Below are 21,641 nucleotides of genomic sequence, written 5' to 3' on the forward strand. Positions count from 1 at the left end.
CTTAGAGTTCACGTGTGCGGATCGTCAGCCTGCTCCCCTCCACCACCGAGATCCTGTTCGCCATCGGCGCCGGGGACGACGTCGTCGGCGTGACCTTCGAGTGCGACTACCCCGAACAGGCGCGCAGCCGGACGATCGTGTCCACCTCGGCCATGCCCGAGGGCCTGACCCCCGCACAGATCGACACCTTCGTCGTCGAGGCGATGGCCGCTGGCGAGGACCTGTACCACCTCGACGAGGGCGCCCTGGCGGGCCTGGACGCCGACCTGGTCGTCACCCAGGACCTCTGCGCCGTCTGCGCCGTGGACGTCTCGGTGGTCGACGACGCGCTCGCACACCTCGGCTGCACCGCCGAGGTCCTGACCATCGACCCGCACACGCTGGACGAGGTGCTCGGCTCGATCGAGACCCTCGGCGCCGCGACCGGCCATCTCGACGAGGCCCGCACGCTCGTCGCCGCACAGCGCGAACGGCTCGCGGAGGTCGCTGCGCGGGTCGCAGGGAGGCCCCGCCCGCGCGTGATGTTCCTGGAGTGGACCGACCCGCCGTTCGCTCCGGGGCACTGGATCCCGGAGATGATCCGGCTCGCCGGCGGCGATCCGCTGCTCGCGACGCCGGGCGCCAAGTCCGAGCGCGTCACCTGGGAGCAGGTGCACGCCGCCGCTCCCGAGGTCGTCGTGGTGGCTCCCTGCGGCTACGACCGGGACGGTTCGTCGGCGCTCGCCGCGGAGCTGGTGGCGGCCGGGGTGCTGCCTGTCGGCGTACCGGTGCACGCGGTGGACGCGAACGCCTCCTGGGCCCGCCCCGGCACCCGGCTGGTCGACGGTGTCGAAGAGCTCGCGGCCCTGCTGCACCCCGCCGAGGCGTCTGACGAATAACCCGTTGCGGCCGCCGCGCCGCCTGGTTCACACTCGATCCCGTGCGTGACCGCTCTGGTCACCGTGAGCTCCGAAGCGAAGGGAGAAGTGACATGTACGTCGCTGTCGTCGGCCTGCCCGCCGCCCCTTCCACTTCTTTCCGGAGTTCTCATGACTACGCACGACCAGGCGCCTGACGGCGCCGACTTCTTCACCGTCGACGCTGCGTTCGAATTCGAGTACATCGCGATCGACGACCCCGAGGACGGTGCCCGGTTCAGCCGGTACTGGGACCTCGAACCGCTGCAGCGCGGACCGCAGCCCGTCCCCGACTGGCTGGTGACCGACCGCGCCGCGGTCGAGCACGAGCTCGGCATCCTCAAGACCGGCAAGGAAGCCGAGGTCTACCTGCTCGAGCGCTCGGTCCCGGGCTCCGAGGAGTCCTGCCAGCTGGCCGCCAAGCGGTATCGGGGCGAGGACCGCCGCGACTTCCACCGCAACGGCGGCTACACCGAGGGCCGTCGGGTCCGCGACAGCCGCGTCACCCGCGCGATGGCCAAGAAGAGCTCCTTCGGTCGCGAGGTCGCGGCAGGACAGTGGGCCGGCGCCGAGTGGGACTCGCTGCAGCGGTGCTGGGAGCTCGGCGTCCCGGTACCGTACCCGGTGCAGATCGACGGGACCGAGATCCTGATGGAGCTCGTGACGGTCGACGGCGAACCTGCCCCGCGGTTGGCCGCGACCAGGCCCGGGGCGGACCTGCTCCGCGACTGGTTCGAGCAGCTGCGGACCGCGATGACGGTGCTGGCGAGCAACGGGTTCGTCCACGGCGACCTGTCGCCGTACAACATCCTCGCCGCGGGCGAACGGCTCGTGATCATCGACCTGCCCCAGATGGTCGACCTGGTAGCCAACCCGAACGGCAGCGACTTCCTGCTGCGCGACTGCCACAACGTCTGCACCTGGTTCGCCCGGCGCGGGCTGGACGTCGACGAGCAGGAGCTGTTCGGGGAGCTGATGGCCTCCGCCTGGTGAACCATCCAGGTTCGCGGGCGTCGACTGCCCGTTCCTGGCAGATCAGACCGTTGCAACGTGCTGGTTCGCCGGTTTCACGCCAGCTGGTGTGAAACCGGCGGCCACCTCACCCCACCAGCCGGACCCCGGCCGGCGTCACCACCACCTCGGACCAGTAGTCCAGCAGGGTCGTGGTGACCTGCGCCCAGGACCGGTCCCGGGTTCCGAGGAACGCCGCCCGGCCCATCCGCGCGCGCAGCGCCGGGTTCGCGACGAGCTCGTCGAGGCAGGCGAACAGCTCGCCGCCGTCGCCCGGCGCGAACAGCAGGCCGTTCTCGCCGTTGCGGACCAGGTCCCGCGGACCACCGGCGTCCGGGGCCACCACCGGTACGCCGGACGCGAGCGCCTCCTGCGCGGCCTGGCAGAAGGTCTCGGTGCTGCCGGTGTGCACGAAGACGTCGAACGAGGCGACGATCCGACCGAGGTCCTCGCCGTGCAGGACGCCCAGGAAGTGCGCGTCGGGCAGCATCCCGCGCAGCCGACCCTCCTCCGGGCCGCCTCCGACGACCACCAGGCGGTGGTTCGGCAGGTGCTGGATCGAGCGGAGCAGGTCCAGCTCCTTCTCCGGGGCCAGCCGGCCGACGTAGCCGAGGATGACCTCGTCGTCCTGCGTCCCGATCTCGGCACGCAGCTGGTCGGTACGACGAGCCGGTGTGAACTGGACGTCGTCGACGCCCCGCGGCCACAGTGCGACGTTGCGCATCCCCAGACCGCCGAGCTGGTCGGCGCTCGCGCTGGACGGCACCAGGTTGAGGTCGGCCGCGCCGTGGATGCTCGTGGTCAGCTTGCGCATCATCGCCACCGCACCCGGGAAGCGGTAGCGAGCTGCGAAGCCGATCAGGTCGGTCTGGTAGACCGCGACCACCGGGATGCCGAGGCTCCGCGCCATCGCGCCGGCGGCGCGACCGAGCAGCGCCGGCGAGGCGAGGTGGACGACGTCGGGCTGGAACTCGGCGAAGATGCGCCGCAGCGTGTGTGCGGAGGCGAGCCCGATCGGGAAGTCGCGGTACGTCGGCATCGCCACCGAGGTGACCCGGCGCACGCGCGTGCCGGCGTACTCCTCGGGCCCCGTCGGCGCGACGAGCAGCGCCTGGTGCGCCGTCCCCTCCAGGTTCTCGAGGACCCGGCGCACGGAGTTGGTCACGCCGTTGACCTGCGGGAGGAAGGACTCGGTCACGATCAGTACCCGGAGCCCGGGGGCCGCCTGCGGCGGAACGGGCAGTCGGTGGAGCAGGCCAGGTGTGCTCATGGCCCTGACGCTAGGAATCGGGCCATAACGGACAGCAAGCCTGCGGCTTCGGTCACGTGAACAGAAGATGAGGCCTCGGCTAGGTTCCCCTTGTGCACATCCACGAGCTCGAGACGCTGGAGGACTTCGACCAGGCGCTCGACGACGGCCTGAGCCGGCTCCGCGGCTGGCACCTGCAGTCACTCGACCTCACCGAGCGGGCGCACGAGCTGTCCCGCATCTCGGTGGCCGGCGGGGTGTTCCTCGGTTGCCGGTTCGCTCCCGGGGACGGCCCCGGGGCGGAGGGCGACGTCCACCGCCGCGGCGGGCTCGTCTTCCCCACCGTGCCGGACGTGCCGTTCGACCCCTACCGGGGCTCTCTCTACTCCCCCGACACCCTGTACGCCGACCTGGCCGACGGGTACGCCGCGACGCCGGACGCGGTCGCCTACGCGTGGTCCCGGGGCGAGCGCTCGCTGGACCGGACCCTGGCCGCGGCGCTGCACGACCACGCCATCGACGACGCGCTCGAGGAGTTCACGACCGGGCGCTCGCTCGTCGGGGTCCTCGGCGGCCACGCGCTGCGGCGCGACGACCCCGGCTACCGCGGCGCCGCCGCGCTCGGGCGCTCGCTCGCCGCGCACTACACGGTCGCGACCGGCGGCGGCCCGGGTGCGATGGAAGCGGCGAACCTCGGTGCGTGGCTGTCCACGGCTCCGGAAGAAGCCCTGGACGAGGCCATCGCCGTACTGGCGGACGCGCCCGACTTCACCGAGGTGACAGCCTGGGCCCGGGCAGCATTCGAGGTCCGGGAGCGCTGGCCCGCAGGCGCGGAGTCCCTCGGCATCCCGACCTGGTTCTACGGGCACGAGCCGCCGAACGCACTCGCCTCGGCCATCGCGAAGTACTTCAGCAACGCGACGCGGGAGGACGTGCTGCTCAAGGTGTGCCGCGGAGGGCTGGTGTTCCTCCCCGGCGCAGCCGGCACGGTGCAGGAGATCTTCCAGGCGGCGTGCGCGAACTACTACGCCGGCGAGGCCGGGGTGATCCCGATGGTGCTCGTCGGACGTGAGCACTGGACCCGCGAGATCGCGGTGTGGGACCTAGTCGAGCGGCTCGGGCGGGGTCGGGCGTTCGGCGCGCGCCTGGAGCTCGTCGACGACCCGGAGGATGTCCTGCCCGCGCTCGTGCAGCACGGCGGCGACCGGGGGTAGGTCCCCCTCGTCGAGCGGCCGGCGCAGCGCCCAGGGCTCCAGGCGCCGGTAGCCCTTCACCGACGTACGCCGCATCCGGCGGAGCTTGAAGCGCTCGTCGCCCTCGATCGCCTCGGCCAGCTCCTTGTCGATCAGCACGCGGCCGGGCCGCGCGATCGAGGTGAGCCGGGAGGCGATGTTGACCGTCGGCCCGAAGACGTCACCGAGGCGGTGCAGGACGGGCCCCCAGGCGACGCCGACGCGCAGCTGCGGGAAGTCCTCGTCCTCGACGTGCTCCTCGACCAGGTCCAGCGCGATCGCAGCCGCGTCGGCGGCGGAGTCCGCGGCGAACAGGATCTCGTCGCCGATCGTCTTGATGATCCGACCGTTGTGACCGGTGATGATCGTCTGCGCCAGCGCCTCGAAGTGCTCGACGAGTGAGGCCAGCTCCCCCTGGGTGAGCGACCGGGTCTGCCGGGTGTACCCGACGATGTCCGCGAAGCCGATCGCCGTCGGGACCTCCTCGGAGACGCCCTCCTCGACCGGTGGTGCGAGCAGCAACCGGGACGCCGCGCTGAGCGTGTGTCGCCGCCAGATGTAGTTCTGGACGCCCTCGATGACCGGGGTGACCTCGTCCATCAGGTCCACCAGGCCCTCGACGCCGTCGAGCTGGCTGGGGTCGACCGAGCGGGCGAGCATGGTGATCTGCCACTCCGCCAGCCGCGCGAAGCTGCGCCCGAGGGTGCGGATCAGGGCGGCCTCGTCGTCGGGGTCGATCAGGCCGAGGTCGTGCATCTTCTGGGTGAGCCGCAGCGCCTGGAGGTCCAGCTCGGTGAAGGCGACCACGTCGTCGCCGACCGCGGTGAAGCCGAGGGACCGCCAGCGGGCGCGGGCGAGCTCGAGCGGGATGCCGATCTGCTCGGCGAGCTGCTGGCCGGTGAGCGTCGGGTGGCTCCCGAGCAGGTGCAGCTCGAGGGCGTCGAAGATCGCCTGCGGGTCGAAATCTTCCGCCACAGCTCAGGCCTGCTGGTCGGCCTCGAGGCGGTCGGCCGTGGTGCCGCGCAGGGCATCCCCGAACGCCGGCACCGCGACGAGCAGCTCCTCGAGGGACTCGCGGGTGAAGTGGATGACCTCGAGCGGAGTCAGGCTCACCACGCTGGCCGAACGCAGCTTGTGGTTGATGATCGCGATCTCACCGATGACGTCGCCGGGTCCGAGCCGGGCGATCTCGACGCCGCCCTTGCGGACCGACACCTCGCCGTCGACGATCAGGTACGCCTTGTCGGCCGGAGTCTTCTCCCAGATCACCGACCAGTTCGCGGGGAGGGTGACGTAGCGGCCGGCCCGGACGACGGTCGCCAGGTCGGCATCGCTGAGCGCGTCGAGACGGTTCAGCTTCTCGAGCTTGCTGGGGTCGGGCGCGTCCGCCATCGAGTACTCCTTGCTGGCCGGCGGTGCCGCCGGATCACGGATGCCAATCCTCGCCGACGCCGACAACACGTGTCCACCGGGGCGGCCCGCGCTGGGACGTCCAACCGGACATCTCGGGCGGTGGTCTACTTCCGCCCGCCGAACTGCCCGACCAGCTGTCCCGGAACGTGACCTGAACCACGCCCGCTCGTTGTGCGACACATGGAGATGTCCCGACGCAACGTCCTGCGCTCAGCCGCACTCGTGGGCGGCACTGCCGCCGCTGTCCCCCTCGTCACCTCGCTGGCCGGGTCCGCCGTCGCCGGCGTGGTCAGCCCCGCCGGCACCACGCTCGCGAAGACCTACGGCCTCGGCCCCGTCAACGCGGCCGGCTACGGCAAGATCGTCGAGCTGGCGGGTGAGGCGCACGTGGTCCGCGAGGACCTCCTCACCACCCCCGCCGACCCGGACCGCGAGAACGCCCGCAGCCCGCTCGCGGCGTTCGTGCAGTTCAGCGACATCCACGTCGTCGACCACCAGTCGCCGGGCCGCGTCGAGTGGCTGGACCGCTTCGAGGACCCCAACGACCTCGGCCTCGTGCCGGGCCTGCTGTCCTCGTCGTACCGGGCGTGGGAGATGCTCAGCGCCCAGGTCGCCGACGCGATGGTGCAGGCGGTCAACGACATCAAGGACTCCTCCCCGGTCACCGGCCAGCCGTTGTCGTTCATGATCGAGACCGGAGACAACTCCGACAACTGCCAGAAGAACGAGATCCGCTGGAACATCGACATCCTCGACGGCAAGTCGGTCCGCCCGGACAGCGGCAGCCACTCCAAGTACGAGGGCGTGATGGACAAGAACGTCATCTACTACGACACCCACTACTGGCACCCCGACGGTCAGCCGGGTGGCAAGCAGCCGGACAAGCTGCGCAAGGACCACGGCTACCCGACCGTCCCGGGCCTGCTCGACACCGCGCGCCAGCCGTTCACCGCCGAGGGCCTGGACCTCCCCTGGTACACCGTCTTCGGCAACCACGACGGCCTGATCCAGGGCAACTTCCCGAACTCGACCACCCAGCTCGACCTGCTCTCCCGGGGCGCCGTCAAGGTGATCACCGTGCCGCCGGGCATCACCCAGAGCGACATCTTGAACTCCCTCAAGAAGCTCGACCTGCTGGGACTGCTGAGCAGCATCAACCTGCTGCCCGGCGCCCGTCTGGTCACGCCGGACCCGGCGCGCAAGAACCTCTCGCGCAAGGAGGTCATCAACGAGTACTTCAACACCACCAGCAGCCCGGTCGGCCACGGGTACACGGCGGCCAACAAGACCAACGGCACCGCGTACTACTACTTCGACGAGGGCAGCTTCCGACACATCGCGATGGACACGGTCAACCCCAACGGGTACGCCGACGGCTCCCTGGACCAGGCGCAGTTCGCCTGGCTCAAGTCGACCATCGCCTCGGCCGGCGACAAGGCGGTCATCGTCTACAGCCACCACACCAGCGGCAGCATGGCGAACCCGCTCGTGCTGACCGGCCTGGACCCGAGCCTGCGGGTGCTCGGTGACGCGGTCACCAGCTACCTGCTCACCCAGCCCCGGGTGATCGCCTGGGTCAACGGTCACACCCACCGCAACGAGATCATCGCCCACAAGCGCGCCGACAACACCGGTGGCTTCTGGGAGATCAACACCGCCTCGCACATCGACTTCCCGCAGCAGGCCAGGGTCATCGAGATCACCGACAACGCCGACGGCACCCTGTCGATCTTCACCACGATCATCGACCACGCCGGGCCGGCCGACCCCGGCACCAACCCGACCAGCACGCTGGCTCTGGCCTCGCTGTCGCGAGAGCTCTCGGCCAACGACCCGCAGTCGAACCTGGCGTCGTTGTCGGGCACCGCTGCCTCGCGGAACGCCGAGCTGCTGCTGCCGGTGCCGGTGGGGGTGAACCTGGCTCAGGCGCCCACCCTGTCCGCGAGCAGCATCAACCCGGTGGCTGTCGCCGCGCTCGCGGGCGGCGCGGTCGCCGCGAAGGTGATCGCACGGCGCGACGAGGCGATGGTCGACGCCTGATCAGCGAGTGATCGAACGACGAAGCCGCCCGGACGCTGAGCGTCCGGGCGGCTGTCTAATTCTCAGGGCTCGACCGCCGCGAGCTGCCCGCAGGCCCCGTCGATCTCGCTGCCGCGGGTGTCGCGGACCGTCGTCGGGACGCCCTTGGCCTCGAGGCGGCGTACGAACTCGCGCTCGTCGGCCGGGTCGCTCGCGGTCCACTTGGAGCCAGGAGTCGGGTTGAGCGGGATCAGGTTCACGTGCACCCAGCCCCAGTCCCCGTAGGAGTTCAGCACGTCGGCAAGCAGGTCGGCGCGCCAGGCCTGGTCGTTGATCCCGCGCATCATCGCGTACTCGATCGAGACGCGACGCTTGGTCTTCCGCGCGTAGTCCCAGGCGGCCTCGACCGTTTCCGCGACCGAGAAGCGGGTGTTGATCGGGACCAGCTCGTTGCGCAGCTCGTCGTCCGGCGCGTGCAGGCTCAGCGCGAGCGTCACCGGGATGCCCTCGTCGGCCAGCTGCTTCATCCGTGGGACCAGACCGACCGTGCTCACGGTGATGCCCCGCGCCGACATGCCGAGACCGTCCGGGGTCTTGTCGGTCAGCCGGCGTACGGCGCCGATCACGGCTTTGTAGTTGGCCATCGGCTCGCCCATGCCCATGAACACGACGTTGGAGACCCGACCGGGCCCGCCGGGCACCTCGCCCCGGTCCAGGGACCGGGCGCCGGCCACGACCTGCTCGACGATCTCGGCGGTGGACATGTTGCGCTGGAGGCCACCCTGACCGGTCGCGCAGAACGGGCACGCCATCCCGCAGCCGGCCTGGGAGGAGACGCACATCGTCACGCGACCCGGGTAGCGCATCAGCACCGACTCGACCAACGAGCCGTCGAAGAGCTTCCAGAGTGTCTTGCGGGTGGTGCCCTTGTCGGCCTCCATCACCCGCAGGGGGGTCATCAGGTTCGGCAGCAAGCCGGAGACGATCGCATCGCGGGTGCCCAACGGAAGATCAGTCATCTGATCAGGACTGTCGACCAGCCGGTCGAAGTAGTGCACCGAGAGCTGCTTGGCGCGGAACCCGGGCAGCCCCAGCTCCTCCAGGCGCGCCTTGCGCTCGGCAGGCGTGAGGTCGGCGAGGTGCGTCGGCGGCTTTCCTCGACCCTTCGGCTCCTCGAAGACGAGCGGGAGGGTCTTGATGGGCTCAGTCATGACCTGAGGATTCTCCCACCTCGCGAGCGAGGCGACCAATCAGTCGTGGACGGGGACCTCATCCTCGGCCCGGAAACCGAGCACGACGTCGCCGTGGGTGAGCGTGAGCCGCTTCTCCTTGATCGAGTACGACGCCGTGCCGGCGAAGACCTCGGCGTACGCCTCGTGGAGCCGGGCGAGGTCGTCGGCCTGCGGACCGGTGCAACCCCGCAGGTCGGTGGTCAGGTCGCCGAAGACCAACCGGTCACCCTTCCGCTCGTACGGCGCTCCCCCGCCGTTGCAGCCGTCGTAGGTCAGCGCCTCCCCGTCCTCGAGGCGCAGGTACGCGACCAGGCCCTCGGGGACCGAGCTGACCGGGCTGTCAGGCTTCGACTCCCCGACGGAGTCGAGCACCCACACCGTCCCCGCGAGTGGCTCGTCCGGGTGGAGGTCGGCGCGGTCAGCCAGACCGAGAACGACGTCGCCCGAGATGATCGCGGCGTCCTTCCCGGTGCTGAGCTGGACCGGACGGGTGAAGAGCCCCGCCACCCAGGCGTCCTGGTCCATCAACGGCTTCTCGCAGCCCATGTCCGTGGTCGCGAGCCCGCCGACGACCTCCAGGCGGGTGCCGGTCAGCGTGTAGGCACCGTTCATGGCGTTGCAGCCTGCCGAGATCGAGATCCGCCCGTCGGCGATGCTGATCCGGATCTCGCTGCCACGCACCAGCGGGCGCGGCTTGCCGCCTGAGGTCGCCCCGGTGACGACGTACTCGGCGGTCAGCCCGGGGCCGTCGACGCCGTTGCGCGCCGCAGGTCGTTGTTCCACCCCCGTGCTGCCGCAGCCGGTGAGCAGGAGACCGACCAGGACGCACGTGCCGAGCAGATGTCGGGGAGTCATGCGGGTGGGACGCGCACCGCTCCGTCGCGGTTCCCGATCAGCTGAAGACGCAGTAGTGCAGCAGCAGCCAGATCGGTGCGATCGTGGCGAGCAGCGAGTCCAACCGGTCCATCAGGCCGCCGTGGCCCGGGATGATCTGGCTCATGTCCTTGATGCCGAGGTCGCGCTTCATCACCGACTCGCAGAGGTCGCCGAGGGTGGCCATCACCACGGCGATCAGCCCCAGGGCCACGCCGATCCACCAGTCGCCGTCGAGCCAGTCCATCAGGCCGACGCCGGCCCCGACGCAGAAGAGCAGCGAGCCCGCGAAGCCCTCCCAGGACTTCTTCGGGGAGATGACCGGTGCCATCGGGTGCTTGCCGAACAGCACGCCCGCGACGTACCCGCCGATGTCCGACGCGATGGTCAGCAGGATGAAGGCGACGATGCCTTTGACGCCGTCGTCGAAGTGCTCGGTGGTCCTCCAGTCGCCGCCCTCGGCCAGCATCAGCGCGACGAACGACCCCAGGAACGGGACGTAGATGAGCGTGAAGACCGCCGCAGTGGCGTTCTGCACGAACCCGTCGACGCCGCGACGCAGCAGCCACAGCATGATCACCAGCGCGGAGACCGCCGTGGCGGTGACCAGCGCGGGGGCACCCCAGAAGTAGGCGACCGCCACCATCACGACGCCGCCGACCATCAGCGGCTGCTCCGGGATGTCGATCTGCTTCGCGAGCAGCCCGCGGTGCAGCTCCCAGATCGCCACGACGACCGCGGTGCAGACGACGACGATGAAGGCGGTCTTGAAGAAGAACAGCGAGCCGGCGATCACGCTCAGCAGCACCACGGCTGAGCCGACGGCTGCAGGCAGGTCGCGACCGGCGCGGCCGTGGTCCTTCTGCGGGGCAGGAGTTCCTGCGTCAGTGGTGCTCATGGCGTGGGTCGGGGTCCTCAGACCTCGAGCAGCTCGGCTTCCTTCTTCTTGAGCAGCTCGTCGATCTCGTCGGTGTGCTTCTTGGTGAGCCCGTCCAGGCGCTTCTCGGCACCGGTGACGTCGTCCTTGCCGACCTCGCCGTCCTTCTCGAGCTTGTCGAGCGCCTGCTTGGCGTTGCGGCGGATGTTGCGCACGCTGACCTTGCCGTCCTCGGTCTTCGCCTTCGCGATCTTGATGTACTCCTTGCGGCGTTCCTCGGTGAGCTCGGGGAACACGCAGCGGATCGTCTTGCCGTCGTTGGACGGGTTGACGCCGAGGTCGGAGTCGCGGATGGAGCGCTCGATCGCGTCGAGGGCGCCCACGTCGAAGGGGGTCACCAGGATCGTGCGAGCGTCCTGGGAGGCGAACGACGCGAGCTGCTGCAGCGGGGTCAGCGAGCCGTAGTACTCGGCGACGAGCTTGGAGAACATCGCCGGGTTCGCACGTCCGGCCCGGATCGCAGCGAACTCCTCGCGGGTCGCGTCGACCGACTTGCCCATCTTCTGATCGGCCTCGTTGAGGGTTTCGTTGATCACTGTGACTCCTTCTCTCCGCTGACGAGCGTCCCGATCTTCTCACCCTGCACGACCTTGAGGATGTTGCCCTCCGGCTCCATCCCGAAAACGATCATCGGCAGGTCGTTCTCCATGCACATCGCGAACGCTGCGGCGTCGGCGACCTTGAGGCCCTTGGTCAGGACCTCCTGGTAGGTCACGTGGTCGTACTTCACGGCGTCCGGGACCTTGCGCGGGTCGGCGTCGTACACGCCGTCGACCCCGTTCTTGCCCATCAGGACCACCTCGCACTTGGTCTCCAGCGCGCGCTGCGCGGCGACCGTGTCCGTGGTGAAGAACGGCATGCCGGCGCCCGCGCCGAAGATGACGACGCGACCCTTCTCCATGTGCCGGATGGCACGGCGCGGGATGTACGGCTCGGCGACCTGACCCATCGTGATCGCGGTCTGCACGCGCGTCTCGATGCCCTCCTTCTCCAGGAAGTCCTGGAGGGCGAGGCAGTTCATCACGATGCCGAGCATGCCCATGTAGTCGGCCCGGGCGCGGTCCATGCCGCGCTGCTGGAGCTCTGCCCCGCGGAAGAAGTTGCCGCCGCCGGTGACGACCGCGACCTGGAAACCGGCCCGCTGCACCGAGGCGATCTCGCGCGCGATGGTCTGGACGACGTCCGGGTCGACACCGACCTCGCCGCCCCCGAAGACCTCGCCGGACAGCTTGAGCAGCACCCGCTTGTACGTCATTGGTTTCCCCTCGCCGAGTGGCCCTGGTGGTACGAGAAGGCCGGTCCGATGATCGTAGTGAACTTCATCGGACCGGCCTCCTCGGTGTTCGTGTCGTGTATCCCTGGAACGGGAACGGATCAGGCGCCTGCCTCGAACCGGGCGAACCGCTTGACGGTGATCCCGGCCTCGTCGAGGACGGCCTTGACCGACTTCTTCGAGTCGGTGACCGACGCCTGGTCGAGCAGGGCGACGTCCTTGAAGAACCCGTTGAGGCGACCCTCGGCGATCTTCTCGATGGCGCCCTCGGGCTTGCCCTCCTCCCGCGCGATGGCGGCACCGATCTCGCGCTCCTTGGCGACGACGTCCGCAGGGACGTCCTCACGGGAGAGGTAGGTCGGACGCATCGCGGCGACCTGCATGGCCGCGCCACGGGCGGCGGACTCGTCGTCACCGTCGTACTCGACGATGACGCCGACGGCCGGCGGCAGGTCGGCCGCACGCTGGTGCAGGTAGACGACCGACCGGCCACCGAAGTAGGCGACCTGGCCGAGCTCGATCTTCTCGCCCAGGGTCACACCCAGGTCCGCGACGACCTCGGCGACGGTCTTGCCGTCGAGCGGCGCCGCCAGCAGGGCCTCGGTGTCGGCCGCCTGAGCCGCCTCGGCGGCCTCGACGATCTTCTGCGCGGCGGAGATGAACGCCTCGTTCTTGACGACGAAGTCGGTCTCGCTCTTGAGCTCGATGAGCGAACCGCCCTTGTTCGCGACGAGGCCGGCGCTGGTCTCGCGCTCGGCGCCACGCTCGGCGGCCTTCTTGCCCAGCTTGATACGAAGCAGCTCGGCAGCCTTGTCGAAGTCGCCGTCGGCTTCCTCGAGGGCCTTCTTGCAGTCCATCATCCCGGAGCCGGTGAGCTCGCGGAGCTTCTTGACGTCAGCAGCGGAGATCGCCACGACTCAGGCCTCCTTCGTGTCGTCGTTGTTCTCGACGGCCTCGACGGCGGCGACGGCCTCGGCGGCCTCCGACGCAGCACCGGTGGCCTCGACGGCCGGGGTGTCCTCGACGGCGGAGTCGCCACCGGTCGCCTCGACAGCAGCCTCGACGACGGCCTCGGCAACGGGCGCCTCGGCGGGCTTGTCGCCCTCGAGCAGGTCGCGCTCCCAGTCGGCCAGCGGCTCGTCGGCGCCGATCGCCTTCTCGTCACCCTCGGTCTTCAGACCGGAGCGGGCGATGAGGCCCTCGGCGACGGCGTCGGCCACGACGCGGGTCAGCAGACCGACCGCGCGGATCGCGTCGTCGTTGCCCGGGATCGGGTAGTCGACGAGGTCCGGGTCGCAGTTGGAGTCCAAGATCGCGATGATCGGGATCCGCAGCTTGCGGGCCTCGTCGACGGCGAGGTGCTCCTTGTTGGTGTCGACGATCCACACGGCGGACGGGGTCCGGCCCATGGCCCGGATGCCACCGAGGGTCTTGTCGAGCTTGACGTGCTCCCGCTTCATCTGCAGGAGCTCCTTCTTCGTGCGACCCGAGCCGGCGACGGTGTCGAAGTCGACCTCGTCGAGCTCCTTGAGCCGGCTGATCCGCTGGCTCATGGTCGAGAAGTTGGTGAGCATGCCGCCGAGCCAACGCTGGTTGACGTAGGGCATGCCGACGCGGGTGGCCTGCTCGGCGATCGCTTCCTGGGCCTGCTTCTTGGTGCCCACGAACATGATCGTCCCGCCCTTGGCCACGGTGTCCTTGATGAACGCGTAGCTGGTGTCGATGTACGACAGCGACTGCTGCAGGTCGATGATGTAGATGCCGTTGCGCTCGGTCATGATGAAGCGCTTCATCTTCGGGTTCCAGCGACGGGTCTGGTGCCCGAAGTGGACGCCGCTCTCGAGGAGCTGGCGCATGGTGACGACTGCCATTGTTCTGCTTCCTGTGGTGGAACGCGCGCATGCTGACGCACACGTTCCGGTTTTCAGTTGGACGCAAGCGGTGCTTGCCCTGGCGCCTGCGTGAGAACCTGACCTTCTCGACCGGGGTCGAGCGGGACTGAAGGCCCTCACCCGTGGGCGTTCCGGCTCCAGGAAGGAACCAGCACGGTCTGCGGGCGCGCGAAGTCAACCCAGGTGGGTTGCTGGGAAGATCCTAGCCGCGGGCCGGGCCGGTTGTCGAAACGGCGGACGCTCCCCAGATCCGGCTGGACGGCGGTTCTCCACAGCCACAGACGATCCGTGCCCTGATCGGGGGTGGCCGGAGCGAACCTCGACCCATGCCCGCTCTTGCTCTCGCCCTGCACGCCGTCGTCGCCGCCGCGCTGGCGGCTGCCGCTCCCCCGACCGCCGAGGGCGCTGCCGGCCCCGGAACGACGCCTGTTCCGGTCTCGGCCGGCCGGTGGCCGCTGGACCCGGTCCCCGAGGTGGTCGCCGGTTTCGACCCGCCCGAGCAACGCTGGTCCGCCGGTCACCGGGGCGTCGACCTGCTGGCCACTGCCGGCGCTCCCGTGCGTGCGGCACTGGCCGGGACGGTCAGCTTCGCAGGGACCATCGCGGGTCGGGGCGTCGTGGTCGTCGAGCACACGGACGGGCGCCGGACCACCTACGAACCGGTGGCGCCCTCGGTCGCGGTCGGGGATCACGTGGGCAGCGGCGCGACGCTCGGCACCGTGCAGGCCGGCGGCAGCCACTGCCCGCCGCGGGCGTGCCTGCACTGGGGACTGCGCGTCGGCGAGGAGTACCTCGATCCCCTCACGCTGGTACGCCGGGGCCCGGTCCGCCTGCTCCCGGTCGGGCCACCCTGAGACGTGCGATCAGGCCCGTGGGTGCGCCATCAGGTAGGCGCTGCGCAAACGGTCGGTGGTCACGTGCGTGTAGATCTGGGTGGTGGCCAACGACGCGTGGCCGAGCATCTCCTGCACCGTCCGGAGGTCGGCTCCGCCCTCGAGCAGATGTGTCGCCGCGGTGTGCCGCAGCCCGTGCGGCCCCAGGTCCGGAGCGCCGGGGACGTCAGCCAGCCGTCGGTGGACCATCGAGCGGACTGCGCGCTGGTCGATGCGCCCCCCGCGCGCGCCGAGGAAGAGGGCGGCACCGCTCCCGGGCACGAACAGCCGCGGGCGCGCCTCGGTCAGCCAGCGCTCGAGCGCCTGGTCAGCCGGGAGGCCGTAGGGAACCATCCGCTCCTTGCGGCCCTTGCCGAAAACCCGGACGACACGGCGGGGACGGTCGACGTCGTCGACGTCGAGGCCGCAGAGCTCCCCCACCCGGGCACCGGTGGCGTAGAGCAGCTCGAGGATCGCGACGTCGCGCAACCCCACCGCGCTCCCGTCGTCCGCCTGGACGGCGGCCGCCTCGAGCAGCGCCCGGGCCTGGGCGACGTCGAGAGCGGGCGGCAGCGGCTTGTGCGCCTTGGGGCTTCCCAGCTGGGCGCCCGCGTCCTTGGTCGCGCGACCGGTCCGCAGTGCCCACGCGGTGAAGACCCGGACGGCGGTCGCCCGGCGCGCCATCGTGGTCCGCGCCTTGCCGAGCGTCTGCTGGTTGGCCAACCAGCTGCGCAGGGTCCGGATGTCGAGGTCCTCCAGCGAGGTGTGGCTCATCGCCGCCGCATGACGCAGCATCCCGCTGACGTCACCGAGGTAGGCGCGCACGGTGTGCGGGGTCAGGTTGCGCTCGGAGACGAGGTGCCGCTCGTACGCCGCCAGCGCGGTCGCGAACTCCTCGGGCAGGTCCATCGCGCCAGCCTACGAAGCCGACCTGCCGCTCACCCGGAGGCGCGCTCGCGCAGGACGTCCTCGAGCTGGTCGAGGCCGCGGTGCAGCTGCTCCTCGCTGATCACGATCGGCGGCGCGAGCCGGATCGTCGACCCGTGGGTGTCCTTGGCGAGCACCCCGCGGCGCGCGAGGGCCTCGCACACGTCTCGGCCGGTGCCGAGAGACGGATCGATGTCGATACCGGCCCAGAGTCCGCGGGCGCGGAAGTCGACGACACCGTGCCCGACCATCGCGGCGATCCGGTCGGCCATCTGCACCCCGAGCCGGGCTGCCCGCTCCTGCGGGCCGCCTCCTGCCAGCAGCGCGACGACCGCCGACCCGACCGCACAGGCGAGCGGGTTCCCCCCGAAGGTGCTGCCGTGCTCACCGGGACGCAGCACCCCGAGCACGTCGCGGTCGCCGACCACGGCGGAGACCGGCACGATGCCACCGCCGAGCGCCTTGCCGAGCAGGTAGAGGTCGGCCTCGACGCCCTCGTGCTGGCAGGCGAGCGTGCGTCCGGTGCGGCCGAGCCCGGACTGGATCTCGTCGGCGACCAGCAGCACGTCGTGCTCACGTGTCAACGCGCGGAGACCGGCGAGGTAGCCCGGCGGCGGGATCCGCACCCCCGCCTCGCCCTGGATCGGCTCGATGAGGACGGCCACGACGTTGCCTCCCTCGGGACCGCGGAGCTCGGCACGCACGGCGTCGAGGTCGCCGTACGCGACGGCGGTGAACCCGGGGGTGTACGGGCCGAACCCGTCCCGCGCGGTCGGGTCGTCGGAGAAGCTGATGATGGTGGTGGTCCGGCCGTGGAAGTTGCCCCCCGCGACGATGATCCGGGCCTGGCCGTCGGGGACGCCCTTGACCTGGTAGCCCCACTTGCGGGCCACCTTGATCGCCGACTCGACCGCCTCGGCGCCGGTGTTCATCGGCAGGACCATGTCCTTGCCGACCAGGGCGCTGAGCGCAGCTGCGAACGGAGCCAGCTGGTCGTGGTGGAACGCGCGCGACGTCAGGGTGACGCGGTCGAGCTGCTCGCGGGCAGCGGCGAGGAGACCCGGGTGGCCGTGCCCGAAGTTCGTCGCCGAGTAGGCAGCCAGGAAGTCGAGGTACTCCCGCCCGTCGACGTCGGTCAGCACTGCTCCCTGACCGGAGGCCACGACGACGTCGAGCGGGTGGTAGTTGTGCGCGACGTGCTCGTCCTCCGACGCCACCAGGCGCCGGCCGAGCGAGGTGTTCTCCGCGATCGCGGTCATCAGTTCTCCTGGGGGTCGTGGGTCGGGCGCAGGGCAACGGGACGGACTTCCTGGGTGCAGCACTTGATGCTGCCGCCGGCGCGGGTGAGCTCGGAGAGGTCGAGCGGCACGGGCTGGTAGCCGGCGGCCTCGAGCGACGCGACGAGGCCGGGCGCCTGCACGGGGACGAACACGTGGAACCCGTCGCTGACGCAGTTGAGTCCGAACGCGAGCGCGTCCGTCTCGCTGACCAGGAGCGCGTCGGGGAAGCGCTCGGCGAGCAGCTTCTGCGATCCCAGGCTGAACGCTTCCGGGTAGTAGGCGACGTGGTCGGTCCGGTCGTCCAGGACGGCGAGCGCGACGTCGAGGTGGTAGAACCGCGGGTCCACCAGGCGCAGGCCGAGAACCTCGCGACCGGTCAGCGCCGCCAGCTCGCGGTGCGCGGCACGACTGGTGCGGAACCCGTAGCCCGCGAGCACCGTGTCCGAGAGGACGGCGAAGTCGCCCTCGGCCTCGTTGACCGCCACGGGCCGCTGCACCTGGGTGCCGCCGTACAGGATGCCGTGGAGGCGGTGCCAGTCCTCGTGGATCCGGGCCTCGGCGCTCCGCTCGGAGTTCGCGAACCGGGCACGCAGGACGTGTCCGTCCACGACGGTGGCGCCGTTGGCGGTGAAGACGAGGTCCGGAAGGCCGGGCACCGGGTCGAGGAGGTCGACCCGGTGCCCGTGTGCCCGGTAGGCAGCGACGAGCGCGGACCACTGGGCCAGCGCACGGTCGCGGTCGACCGGTACCCGCGGGTCCATCCACGGGTTGATCGCGTACACCACGTCGAAGTAGGTCGGCGGACACATCAGGTAGTGCCGCGGTGCAGGGCGGCGGGCGCTGCCGTCCCCGGCGCCCTCCCGCGCAACCACCGTACTTGTCATGCTCCGAGCGTAGGATGACCGGAACACAATAAAGAGCCCCGAATGTTCGAAGATGGAGTCCATATGTTGCGTCTTGATGCGATTGACCACAATCTTCTTGCGGCTCTCGTGGAGAACAGCCGCGAGTCCTTCGCCACCCTCGGCCAGCGGGTCGGGCTGTCCACGGCGGCCACGAAGCGGCGGGTCGACCGGCTGCGCAGCGAGGGCGTGATCCGCCGGTTCAGCGCCGAGGTGGAGCCGACCGCCCTCGGCTGGACCATCGAGGCCTTCGTGGAGCTCTACTGCGAGGGTCGGGTTCCTCCTGACCGGATGCGCGACCTGGTGCGCGCCATCCCCGAGGTGGTCGAGGCCTACACGGTCACCGGGGAGTCCGACGGCATCCTGCGGGTGCGGGCGGCCGACACCCAGGACTTCGAGAAGGTGCTCGGCGTCATCCGCAACCACCCTGGCGTCAACCGGACCCGCTCGGCCTTGGTGCTGTCCCGGCTCTGAGCCGCCACAACCGGGGCACCCCGTCTCCCTGGTCGACCAGCTCCTGGGCGACCAGCACCCGGAGCGCGTCGCCGACCTCGCTCTGGTGGCGACCCGCCGTACGGGCGATCTGGGGCAGCGTGGCCCCGCGCACCACCGGCACCGCATCGAGAACCTGGCGCTGCAGGGGCGTCAACAGGTCGCGGACGCTGACCAGACCGGCCACCGGAACGACGGCCTGCTCCCCCGACTGCGAGACCGCCTCCAGCACGTCCCCGCCGTCGGTCACGAGCAGGGCGTTGCGGGCGCGGATCATCTGGTGGACGCCCTGGGAGGCGGCACTGGTCACCGGTCCCGGAACTCCCATCACCACCCGGGACAGCTGATCGCCCCAGTTCGCCGTGTTCAGCGCACCGCTGCGCACCGCCGCCTCGACGACGACCACGCCGAAGGAGAGAGCTGCGATCAGGCGGTTCCTTGCCAGGAACCTGATCCGGGTCGGCGCGCAGCCCGGTGCCGCCTCGGAGACCACCAACCCCTCGTCCGCGATCACCGCCAGGAGCTGCTGGTGCGCCTGGGGGTAGACCCGGTCGGCACCGCAGGCGAGCACCGCGACGGTCGGCCCGTCGACCGCCAGCGCACCCCGGTGGGCGGCCTGGTCGATGCCGAACGCGGCACCGGAGACCACAGCCGCACCCGACGCTGCCACGGCAGCACCCACCTCGCCGGCCACCCGGGCCCCGTAGCTCGTCGCCGACCTCGCGCCGACGACGGCGACGGCTCCCTGCACGACCTCGTCCAGACGGAGCGGTCCTCGGACCCAGAGCCCCAGCGGGACACCCCCACGCTGGTGCAGCGGCTCAGCGTGCGCGAGGTCCTCCAGCTGTTCCGGCCACTCGTCGTCGGCCGGGGTGACGAACCGGACCTTCTTGCGCAGCGCTGCCGCGTAGGTGTCCTCGGGCCGCGCGGTGCGGAGCCGCTCGGCCAGTGCCTCGGAGATCTCGCCGGCAGACTGCTGCTCCAGCGCCTCGAGCACGGCGACCGGGCCGATCTCGGCGACCAGGTCCAGCAGCCGAGGATCCCCCGGCTCCCCCACCACGCTCAGCACGAGCCGCGCGCGCCGCTCGGCGTCGAGCGGACCAGGCCGGGCGGTCACGGTTGCACCCGCGCGAGCATGCTCAGGTCGAGGTCGACCCCGGTCCGGAGCCTGAGCGCGATCTCGAGCTCGTCGGGACCGGGCACCTCCACACCCCGCAGGTCTGCCACCGACCAGGCGACCCGGTGCACCCGGACGGCACCCCGCCGGGTCAGCGTCCCGCCGTAGACCTCGCGGTCGAGCAGCCGGGTGGCCTCCGCGGCCAACGGCCACCGTGAGCGCAGCTCCGGCCCGGGGACGTGCCCGTTGAGCCGCCACCCGGCGTCGCCGTACCGGTCCTGCTGCCGGCGGCGTGCAGCGGAGACGCGCGCGCGGACCACCGCGGAGGACTCCGGCTGCGAGAACCGGTCGTTCCGCTCGTGCTCCGGGACGGGTTCGATCGTCCGGGTGATGTCGATCCGGTCCGCGATCGGCCCGGAGATCTTGCGTCGGTAGTTGCGCCGGTTCACCTCCGAGCAGAGGCAGGTGTTCTCCCGGACCCGGGTGGACCACTCCCCGCACGGGCACGGGTTGCACGCGAGCACCAGCATCCCCGAGGCCGGGAAGGTCGCGTCCTCGTCCCCGCGCGCGATGGTGATCTCGCCGCTCTCCAGCGGCTGCCGCAGCGCCTCGATGACGTCCGAGGGCAGCAGGGGGAACTCGTCGAGGAAGAGGATGCCGTGCGTGGCCTTGCTGACCTCGCCGGGATGGACCCGGCCTGTGCCGCCCCCGAGGATGCCGGTGCGCGACGTCGTGTGGTGCGGCGCCCGGAACGGTGGCCGCCTCAGAACGGTCGCTCCCACCGGAAGCCCGCCGGCCAGGGAGTGGATCGCCGTGAGCTCCAGCGACTCCCGGGTGTCCAGGTCCGGGAGGATCGTCGGCAGTCGTTCGGCCAGCGTGGTCTTCCCGGTGCCCTTGGCGCCGGTGAGAAGCAGGTGGTGGCCTCCGACCGCGGCTACCTCGAGGGCGTAGCGGGCGTCCGCCATCCCGAGGACGTCGACCAGGTCGACCTGTTCCAGCCGTTCCTGGCCGCGCCAGGACAGCAGCGACTCCCCCGTGACCGGTGCGACCTCGGGCGCCTCGGGAACGTCCTCGCCGGTGAGCAGCGCGAGCGCCTGGGACAGCGAACGGACGCCGTACACCTCCACGTCCGGGACCAGGGAGGCCTCCCCGATCTGCGGCTCCGGTACGACCACGCGTCCGATGCCGGCCGCTGCCGCGGCCATCACCATCGGCAGCACGCCCGGCACCGCCCGGAGACGTCCGTCGAGGCTCAGCTCCCCGATGAGCACCAGGTCCTCCAGCGCTCCGGCCGGCAACGGCTTCGTGGCGGCGACGACGCCGACCGCCATCGCGAGGTCGAAGTGCGGGCCTCGCTTGGGCAGGTCGGTGGGCGACAGCAGGATGGTGACCCGTTTGCTCGAGGGCCAGTCCAGGCCGCTGTTCTCGATCGCCGCACGGCACCGCGTGCGACCCTCGTTGATCGACGCGTCGGGACGGCCCACGATGCTGGTGATGATCAGCCCGCCCGTGACGTCGACCTGAACGTCGACCACGTGGCCGACCGCGCCGGCCAACGAGACCGTCTTCGTCGCGGCGTACATCAGCCCACCCCGCGGACGTGCTCGATCACCGCGAGGCCGCGTCGCGGCAGCAGCACCCCGACCAGGTCGATCCGGATGCCTCCCGGGACGACCGCGTGCGCCTCGACCCAGAGCATGGCTGCCTGCCGCAGCCGACCGACCTTGACGTCGTCCACGGCTTCGAGCGGATGGCCGAAGCCGACCCCGCGACGTGCTTTCACCTCGCACACGACCAGGTCCTCGCCGTCGCGGAGCACCAGGTCCAGCTCACCGCCCGGGCAGCGCCAGTTCCGGTCGAGCACCGTCATGCCGAGCGCTGCCAGGTGTCGCGCGGCGAGCCGTTCGCCGTAGGCACCGAGCGCCTGCCGCTGTCCCGCTGTGGTCATGTCCCCACCTCCGCGGCGAGGACAGCACGGATTCAGGCAGACGCATCCTCCGGATCCCCGAGGTTGTGGAGACCAG

22 protein-coding genes are annotated in these 21,641 nt (G+C 70.7%); 6 read left to right on the forward strand and 16 right to left on the reverse strand.

Translation table 11 applies throughout. The features are described from left to right. Nucleotides 1-14: 14 nt before the first annotated feature. Together ABIE44_RS02135 and ABIE44_RS02140 are read left to right on the forward strand one after the other, a co-directional pair. Nucleotides 15-878, forward strand: a complete 864-nt coding sequence (locus ABIE44_RS02135; RefSeq protein ID WP_209722797.1) for an ABC transporter substrate-binding protein — start codon at nt 15-17, stop codon at nt 876-878. A gap of 150 nt (nt 879-1,028) precedes the next feature. Next, a complete protein-coding gene (locus ABIE44_RS02140; RefSeq protein ID WP_209722794.1) occupies nt 1,029-1,889 on the forward strand; it encodes a serine protein kinase RIO in 861 nt (286 codons plus the stop codon). 106 nt (nt 1,890-1,995) lie between these two features. Here the strand turns inward: ABIE44_RS02140 and ABIE44_RS02145 are convergent, their stop codons facing one another. Then, the gene (locus ABIE44_RS02145) at nt 1,996-3,177 is read right to left on the reverse strand and encodes a glycosyltransferase family 4 protein (protein ID WP_209722791.1); all 1,182 of its coding nucleotides are present in this window, start codon (nt 3,175-3,177) and stop codon (nt 1,996-1,998) included. A 92-nt stretch (nt 3,178-3,269) separates the two neighbouring features. Here ABIE44_RS02145 and ABIE44_RS02150 point away from each other — a divergent pair, with 92 nt between their 5' ends. Next, nucleotides 3,270-4,370 (forward strand): LOG family protein, encoded by a 1,101-nt coding sequence (locus ABIE44_RS02150; RefSeq protein ID WP_209722788.1) that lies wholly within the window; start codon nt 3,270-3,272, stop codon nt 4,368-4,370. Here ABIE44_RS02150 and ABIE44_RS02155 read toward each other — a convergent pair. Beyond that, the gene (locus ABIE44_RS02155; protein ID WP_354437774.1) at nt 4,260-5,363 is read right to left on the reverse strand and encodes an adenylate/guanylate cyclase domain-containing protein; all 1,104 of its coding nucleotides are present in this window, start codon (nt 5,361-5,363) and stop codon (nt 4,260-4,262) included. The genes ABIE44_RS02150 and ABIE44_RS02155 overlap by 111 nt on opposite strands. Nucleotides 5,364-5,366: 3 nt before the next feature. Then, nucleotides 5,367-5,780, reverse strand: a complete 414-nt coding sequence (locus ABIE44_RS02160) for a cyclic nucleotide-binding domain-containing protein (protein ID WP_209722785.1) — start codon at nt 5,778-5,780, stop codon at nt 5,367-5,369. 201 nt (nt 5,781-5,981) lie between these two features. On the opposite strand from ABIE44_RS02160, the gene ABIE44_RS02165 reads away from it, so the two are divergent. Beyond that, the gene (locus tag ABIE44_RS02165; RefSeq protein ID WP_354437775.1) at nt 5,982-7,841 is read left to right on the forward strand and encodes a TIGR03767 family metallophosphoesterase; all 1,860 of its coding nucleotides are present in this window, start codon (nt 5,982-5,984) and stop codon (nt 7,839-7,841) included. A gap of 62 nt (nt 7,842-7,903) precedes the next feature. Here the strand turns inward: ABIE44_RS02165 and rlmN are convergent, their stop codons facing one another. The 7 genes from rlmN to rpsB all read right to left on the reverse strand — a co-directional run bounded on the left by rlmN (nt 7,904) and on the right by rpsB (nt 14,006). Continuing rightward, a complete protein-coding gene (rlmN, locus tag ABIE44_RS02170; protein WP_209722781.1) occupies nt 7,904-9,031 on the reverse strand; it encodes a dual-specificity RNA methyltransferase RlmN in 1,128 nt (375 codons plus the stop codon). Between the two features lie 39 nt (nt 9,032-9,070). Continuing rightward, nucleotides 9,071-9,907: an META domain-containing protein gene (locus tag ABIE44_RS02175; RefSeq protein ID WP_209722778.1), complete on the reverse strand. Its 837-nt coding sequence runs from the start codon at nt 9,905-9,907 to the stop codon at nt 9,071-9,073. A 37-nt stretch (nt 9,908-9,944) separates the two neighbouring features. Then, complete coding sequence (locus ABIE44_RS02180; RefSeq protein ID WP_209722775.1) at nt 9,945-10,823, reverse strand: phosphatidate cytidylyltransferase; 879 nt, start codon at nt 10,821-10,823, stop codon at nt 9,945-9,947. A gap of 17 nt (nt 10,824-10,840) precedes the next feature. Then, on the reverse strand, nt 10,841-11,395 hold the full coding sequence (frr, locus tag ABIE44_RS02185) for a ribosome recycling factor (protein ID WP_209723745.1): 555 nt from the start codon (nt 11,393-11,395) through the stop codon (nt 10,841-10,843). Further along, nucleotides 11,395-12,117 carry a UMP kinase gene (gene pyrH, locus ABIE44_RS02190; protein ID WP_209722772.1) on the reverse strand — a complete coding sequence of 241 codons (723 nt, stop codon included), beginning with the start codon at nt 12,115-12,117 and terminating at the stop codon, nt 11,395-11,397. The genes frr and pyrH overlap by 1 nt, the downstream gene beginning before the upstream one ends. Nucleotides 12,118-12,236: 119 nt before the next feature. Next, nucleotides 12,237-13,049: a translation elongation factor Ts gene (tsf, locus tag ABIE44_RS02195; protein ID WP_209722770.1), complete on the reverse strand. Its 813-nt coding sequence runs from the start codon at nt 13,047-13,049 to the stop codon at nt 12,237-12,239. Between the two features lie 3 nt (nt 13,050-13,052). Further along, nucleotides 13,053-14,006, reverse strand: coding sequence for a 30S ribosomal protein S2 (rpsB, locus tag ABIE44_RS02200; protein ID WP_209722768.1), 954 nt, complete (start codon nt 14,004-14,006; stop codon nt 13,053-13,055). Between the two features lie 347 nt (nt 14,007-14,353). On the opposite strand from rpsB, the gene ABIE44_RS02205 reads away from it, so the two are divergent. Beyond that, complete coding sequence (locus tag ABIE44_RS02205) at nt 14,354-14,881, forward strand: murein hydrolase activator EnvC family protein (protein ID WP_209722766.1); 528 nt, start codon at nt 14,354-14,356, stop codon at nt 14,879-14,881. A 9-nt stretch (nt 14,882-14,890) separates the two neighbouring features. Here the strand turns inward: ABIE44_RS02205 and ABIE44_RS02210 are convergent, their stop codons facing one another. From ABIE44_RS02210 to ddaH, 3 genes are read right to left on the reverse strand one after another with little or no spacing between them, the layout of a single operon-like run. Beyond that, the gene (locus tag ABIE44_RS02210; protein WP_209722764.1) at nt 14,891-15,808 is read right to left on the reverse strand and encodes a tyrosine recombinase XerC; all 918 of its coding nucleotides are present in this window, start codon (nt 15,806-15,808) and stop codon (nt 14,891-14,893) included. A 29-nt stretch (nt 15,809-15,837) separates the two neighbouring features. After that, entirely contained in the window at nt 15,838-17,085 is a 1,248-nt protein-coding gene (gene rocD, locus ABIE44_RS02215; RefSeq protein WP_209722761.1) for an ornithine--oxo-acid transaminase, read from the reverse strand. Next, a complete protein-coding gene (gene ddaH / locus ABIE44_RS02220) occupies nt 17,085-17,990 on the reverse strand; it encodes a dimethylargininase (RefSeq protein ID WP_209722758.1) in 906 nt (301 codons plus the stop codon). The genes rocD and ddaH overlap by 1 nt, the downstream gene beginning before the upstream one ends. A 63-nt stretch (nt 17,991-18,053) precedes the next feature. Here ddaH and ABIE44_RS02225 point away from each other — a divergent pair, with 63 nt between their 5' ends. Beyond that, complete coding sequence (locus tag ABIE44_RS02225; protein ID WP_354437776.1) at nt 18,054-18,482, forward strand: Lrp/AsnC family transcriptional regulator; 429 nt, start codon at nt 18,054-18,056, stop codon at nt 18,480-18,482. Here ABIE44_RS02225 and dprA read toward each other — a convergent pair. From dprA to ABIE44_RS02240, 3 genes are read right to left on the reverse strand one after another with little or no spacing between them, the layout of a single operon-like run. Continuing rightward, complete coding sequence (gene dprA, locus ABIE44_RS02230; protein ID WP_209722755.1) at nt 18,442-19,617, reverse strand: DNA-processing protein DprA; 1,176 nt, start codon at nt 19,615-19,617, stop codon at nt 18,442-18,444. The genes ABIE44_RS02225 and dprA overlap by 41 nt on opposite strands. Continuing rightward, nucleotides 19,614-21,200 (reverse strand): YifB family Mg chelatase-like AAA ATPase, encoded by a 1,587-nt coding sequence (locus ABIE44_RS02235; protein WP_209722752.1) that lies wholly within the window; start codon nt 21,198-21,200, stop codon nt 19,614-19,616. Before ABIE44_RS02235 ends, dprA begins: the two co-directional genes overlap by 4 nt. After that, nucleotides 21,200-21,565: a YraN family protein gene (locus ABIE44_RS02240; RefSeq protein ID WP_209722749.1), complete on the reverse strand. Its 366-nt coding sequence runs from the start codon at nt 21,563-21,565 to the stop codon at nt 21,200-21,202. The genes ABIE44_RS02235 and ABIE44_RS02240 overlap by 1 nt, the downstream gene beginning before the upstream one ends. Between the last annotated feature and the right edge of the window lie 76 nt (nt 21,566-21,641).

It is taken from the genome of Marmoricola sp. OAE513 (assembly GCF_040546585.1).
GTDB lineage: Bacteria > Actinomycetota > Actinomycetes > Propionibacteriales > Nocardioidaceae > Marmoricola.

Coding starts and splice junctions, on each gene's coding strand:
- rpsB (WP_209722768.1), bottom strand. CDS start 14,006: ATGGCAGTCGTCACCATGCGCCAGCTCCTCGAGAGCGGCGTCCACTTC.
- ABIE44_RS02225 (WP_354437776.1), top strand. CDS start 18,054: ATGTTGCGTCTTGATGCGATTGACCACAATCTTCTTGCGGCTCTCGTG.
- ABIE44_RS02160 (WP_209722785.1), bottom strand. CDS start 5,780: ATGGCGGACGCGCCCGACCCCAGCAAGCTCGAGAAGCTGAACCGTCTC.
- ABIE44_RS02240 (WP_209722749.1), bottom strand. CDS start 21,565: ATGACCACAGCGGGACAGCGGCAGGCGCTCGGTGCCTACGGCGAACGG.
- ABIE44_RS02165 (WP_354437775.1), top strand. CDS start 5,982: ATGGAGATGTCCCGACGCAACGTCCTGCGCTCAGCCGCACTCGTGGGC.
- rlmN (WP_209722781.1), bottom strand. CDS start 9,031: ATGACTGAGCCCATCAAGACCCTCCCGCTCGTCTTCGAGGAGCCGAAG.
- ABIE44_RS02235 (WP_209722752.1), bottom strand. CDS start 21,200: ATGTACGCCGCGACGAAGACGGTCTCGTTGGCCGGCGCGGTCGGCCAC.
- rocD (WP_209722761.1), bottom strand. CDS start 17,085: ATGACCGCGATCGCGGAGAACACCTCGCTCGGCCGGCGCCTGGTGGCG.
- ddaH (WP_209722758.1), bottom strand. CDS start 17,990: ATGACAAGTACGGTGGTTGCGCGGGAGGGCGCCGGGGACGGCAGCGCC.
- pyrH (WP_209722772.1), bottom strand. CDS start 12,117: ATGACGTACAAGCGGGTGCTGCTCAAGCTGTCCGGCGAGGTCTTCGGG.
- ABIE44_RS02205 (WP_209722766.1), top strand. CDS start 14,354: ATGCCCGCTCTTGCTCTCGCCCTGCACGCCGTCGTCGCCGCCGCGCTG.
- ABIE44_RS02145 (WP_209722791.1), bottom strand. CDS start 3,177: ATGAGCACACCTGGCCTGCTCCACCGACTGCCCGTTCCGCCGCAGGCG.
- ABIE44_RS02180 (WP_209722775.1), bottom strand. CDS start 10,823: ATGAGCACCACTGACGCAGGAACTCCTGCCCCGCAGAAGGACCACGGC.
- ABIE44_RS02140 (WP_209722794.1), top strand. CDS start 1,029: ATGACTACGCACGACCAGGCGCCTGACGGCGCCGACTTCTTCACCGTC.
- ABIE44_RS02210 (WP_209722764.1), bottom strand. CDS start 15,808: ATGGACCTGCCCGAGGAGTTCGCGACCGCGCTGGCGGCGTACGAGCGG.
- ABIE44_RS02175 (WP_209722778.1), bottom strand. CDS start 9,907: ATGACTCCCCGACATCTGCTCGGCACGTGCGTCCTGGTCGGTCTCCTG.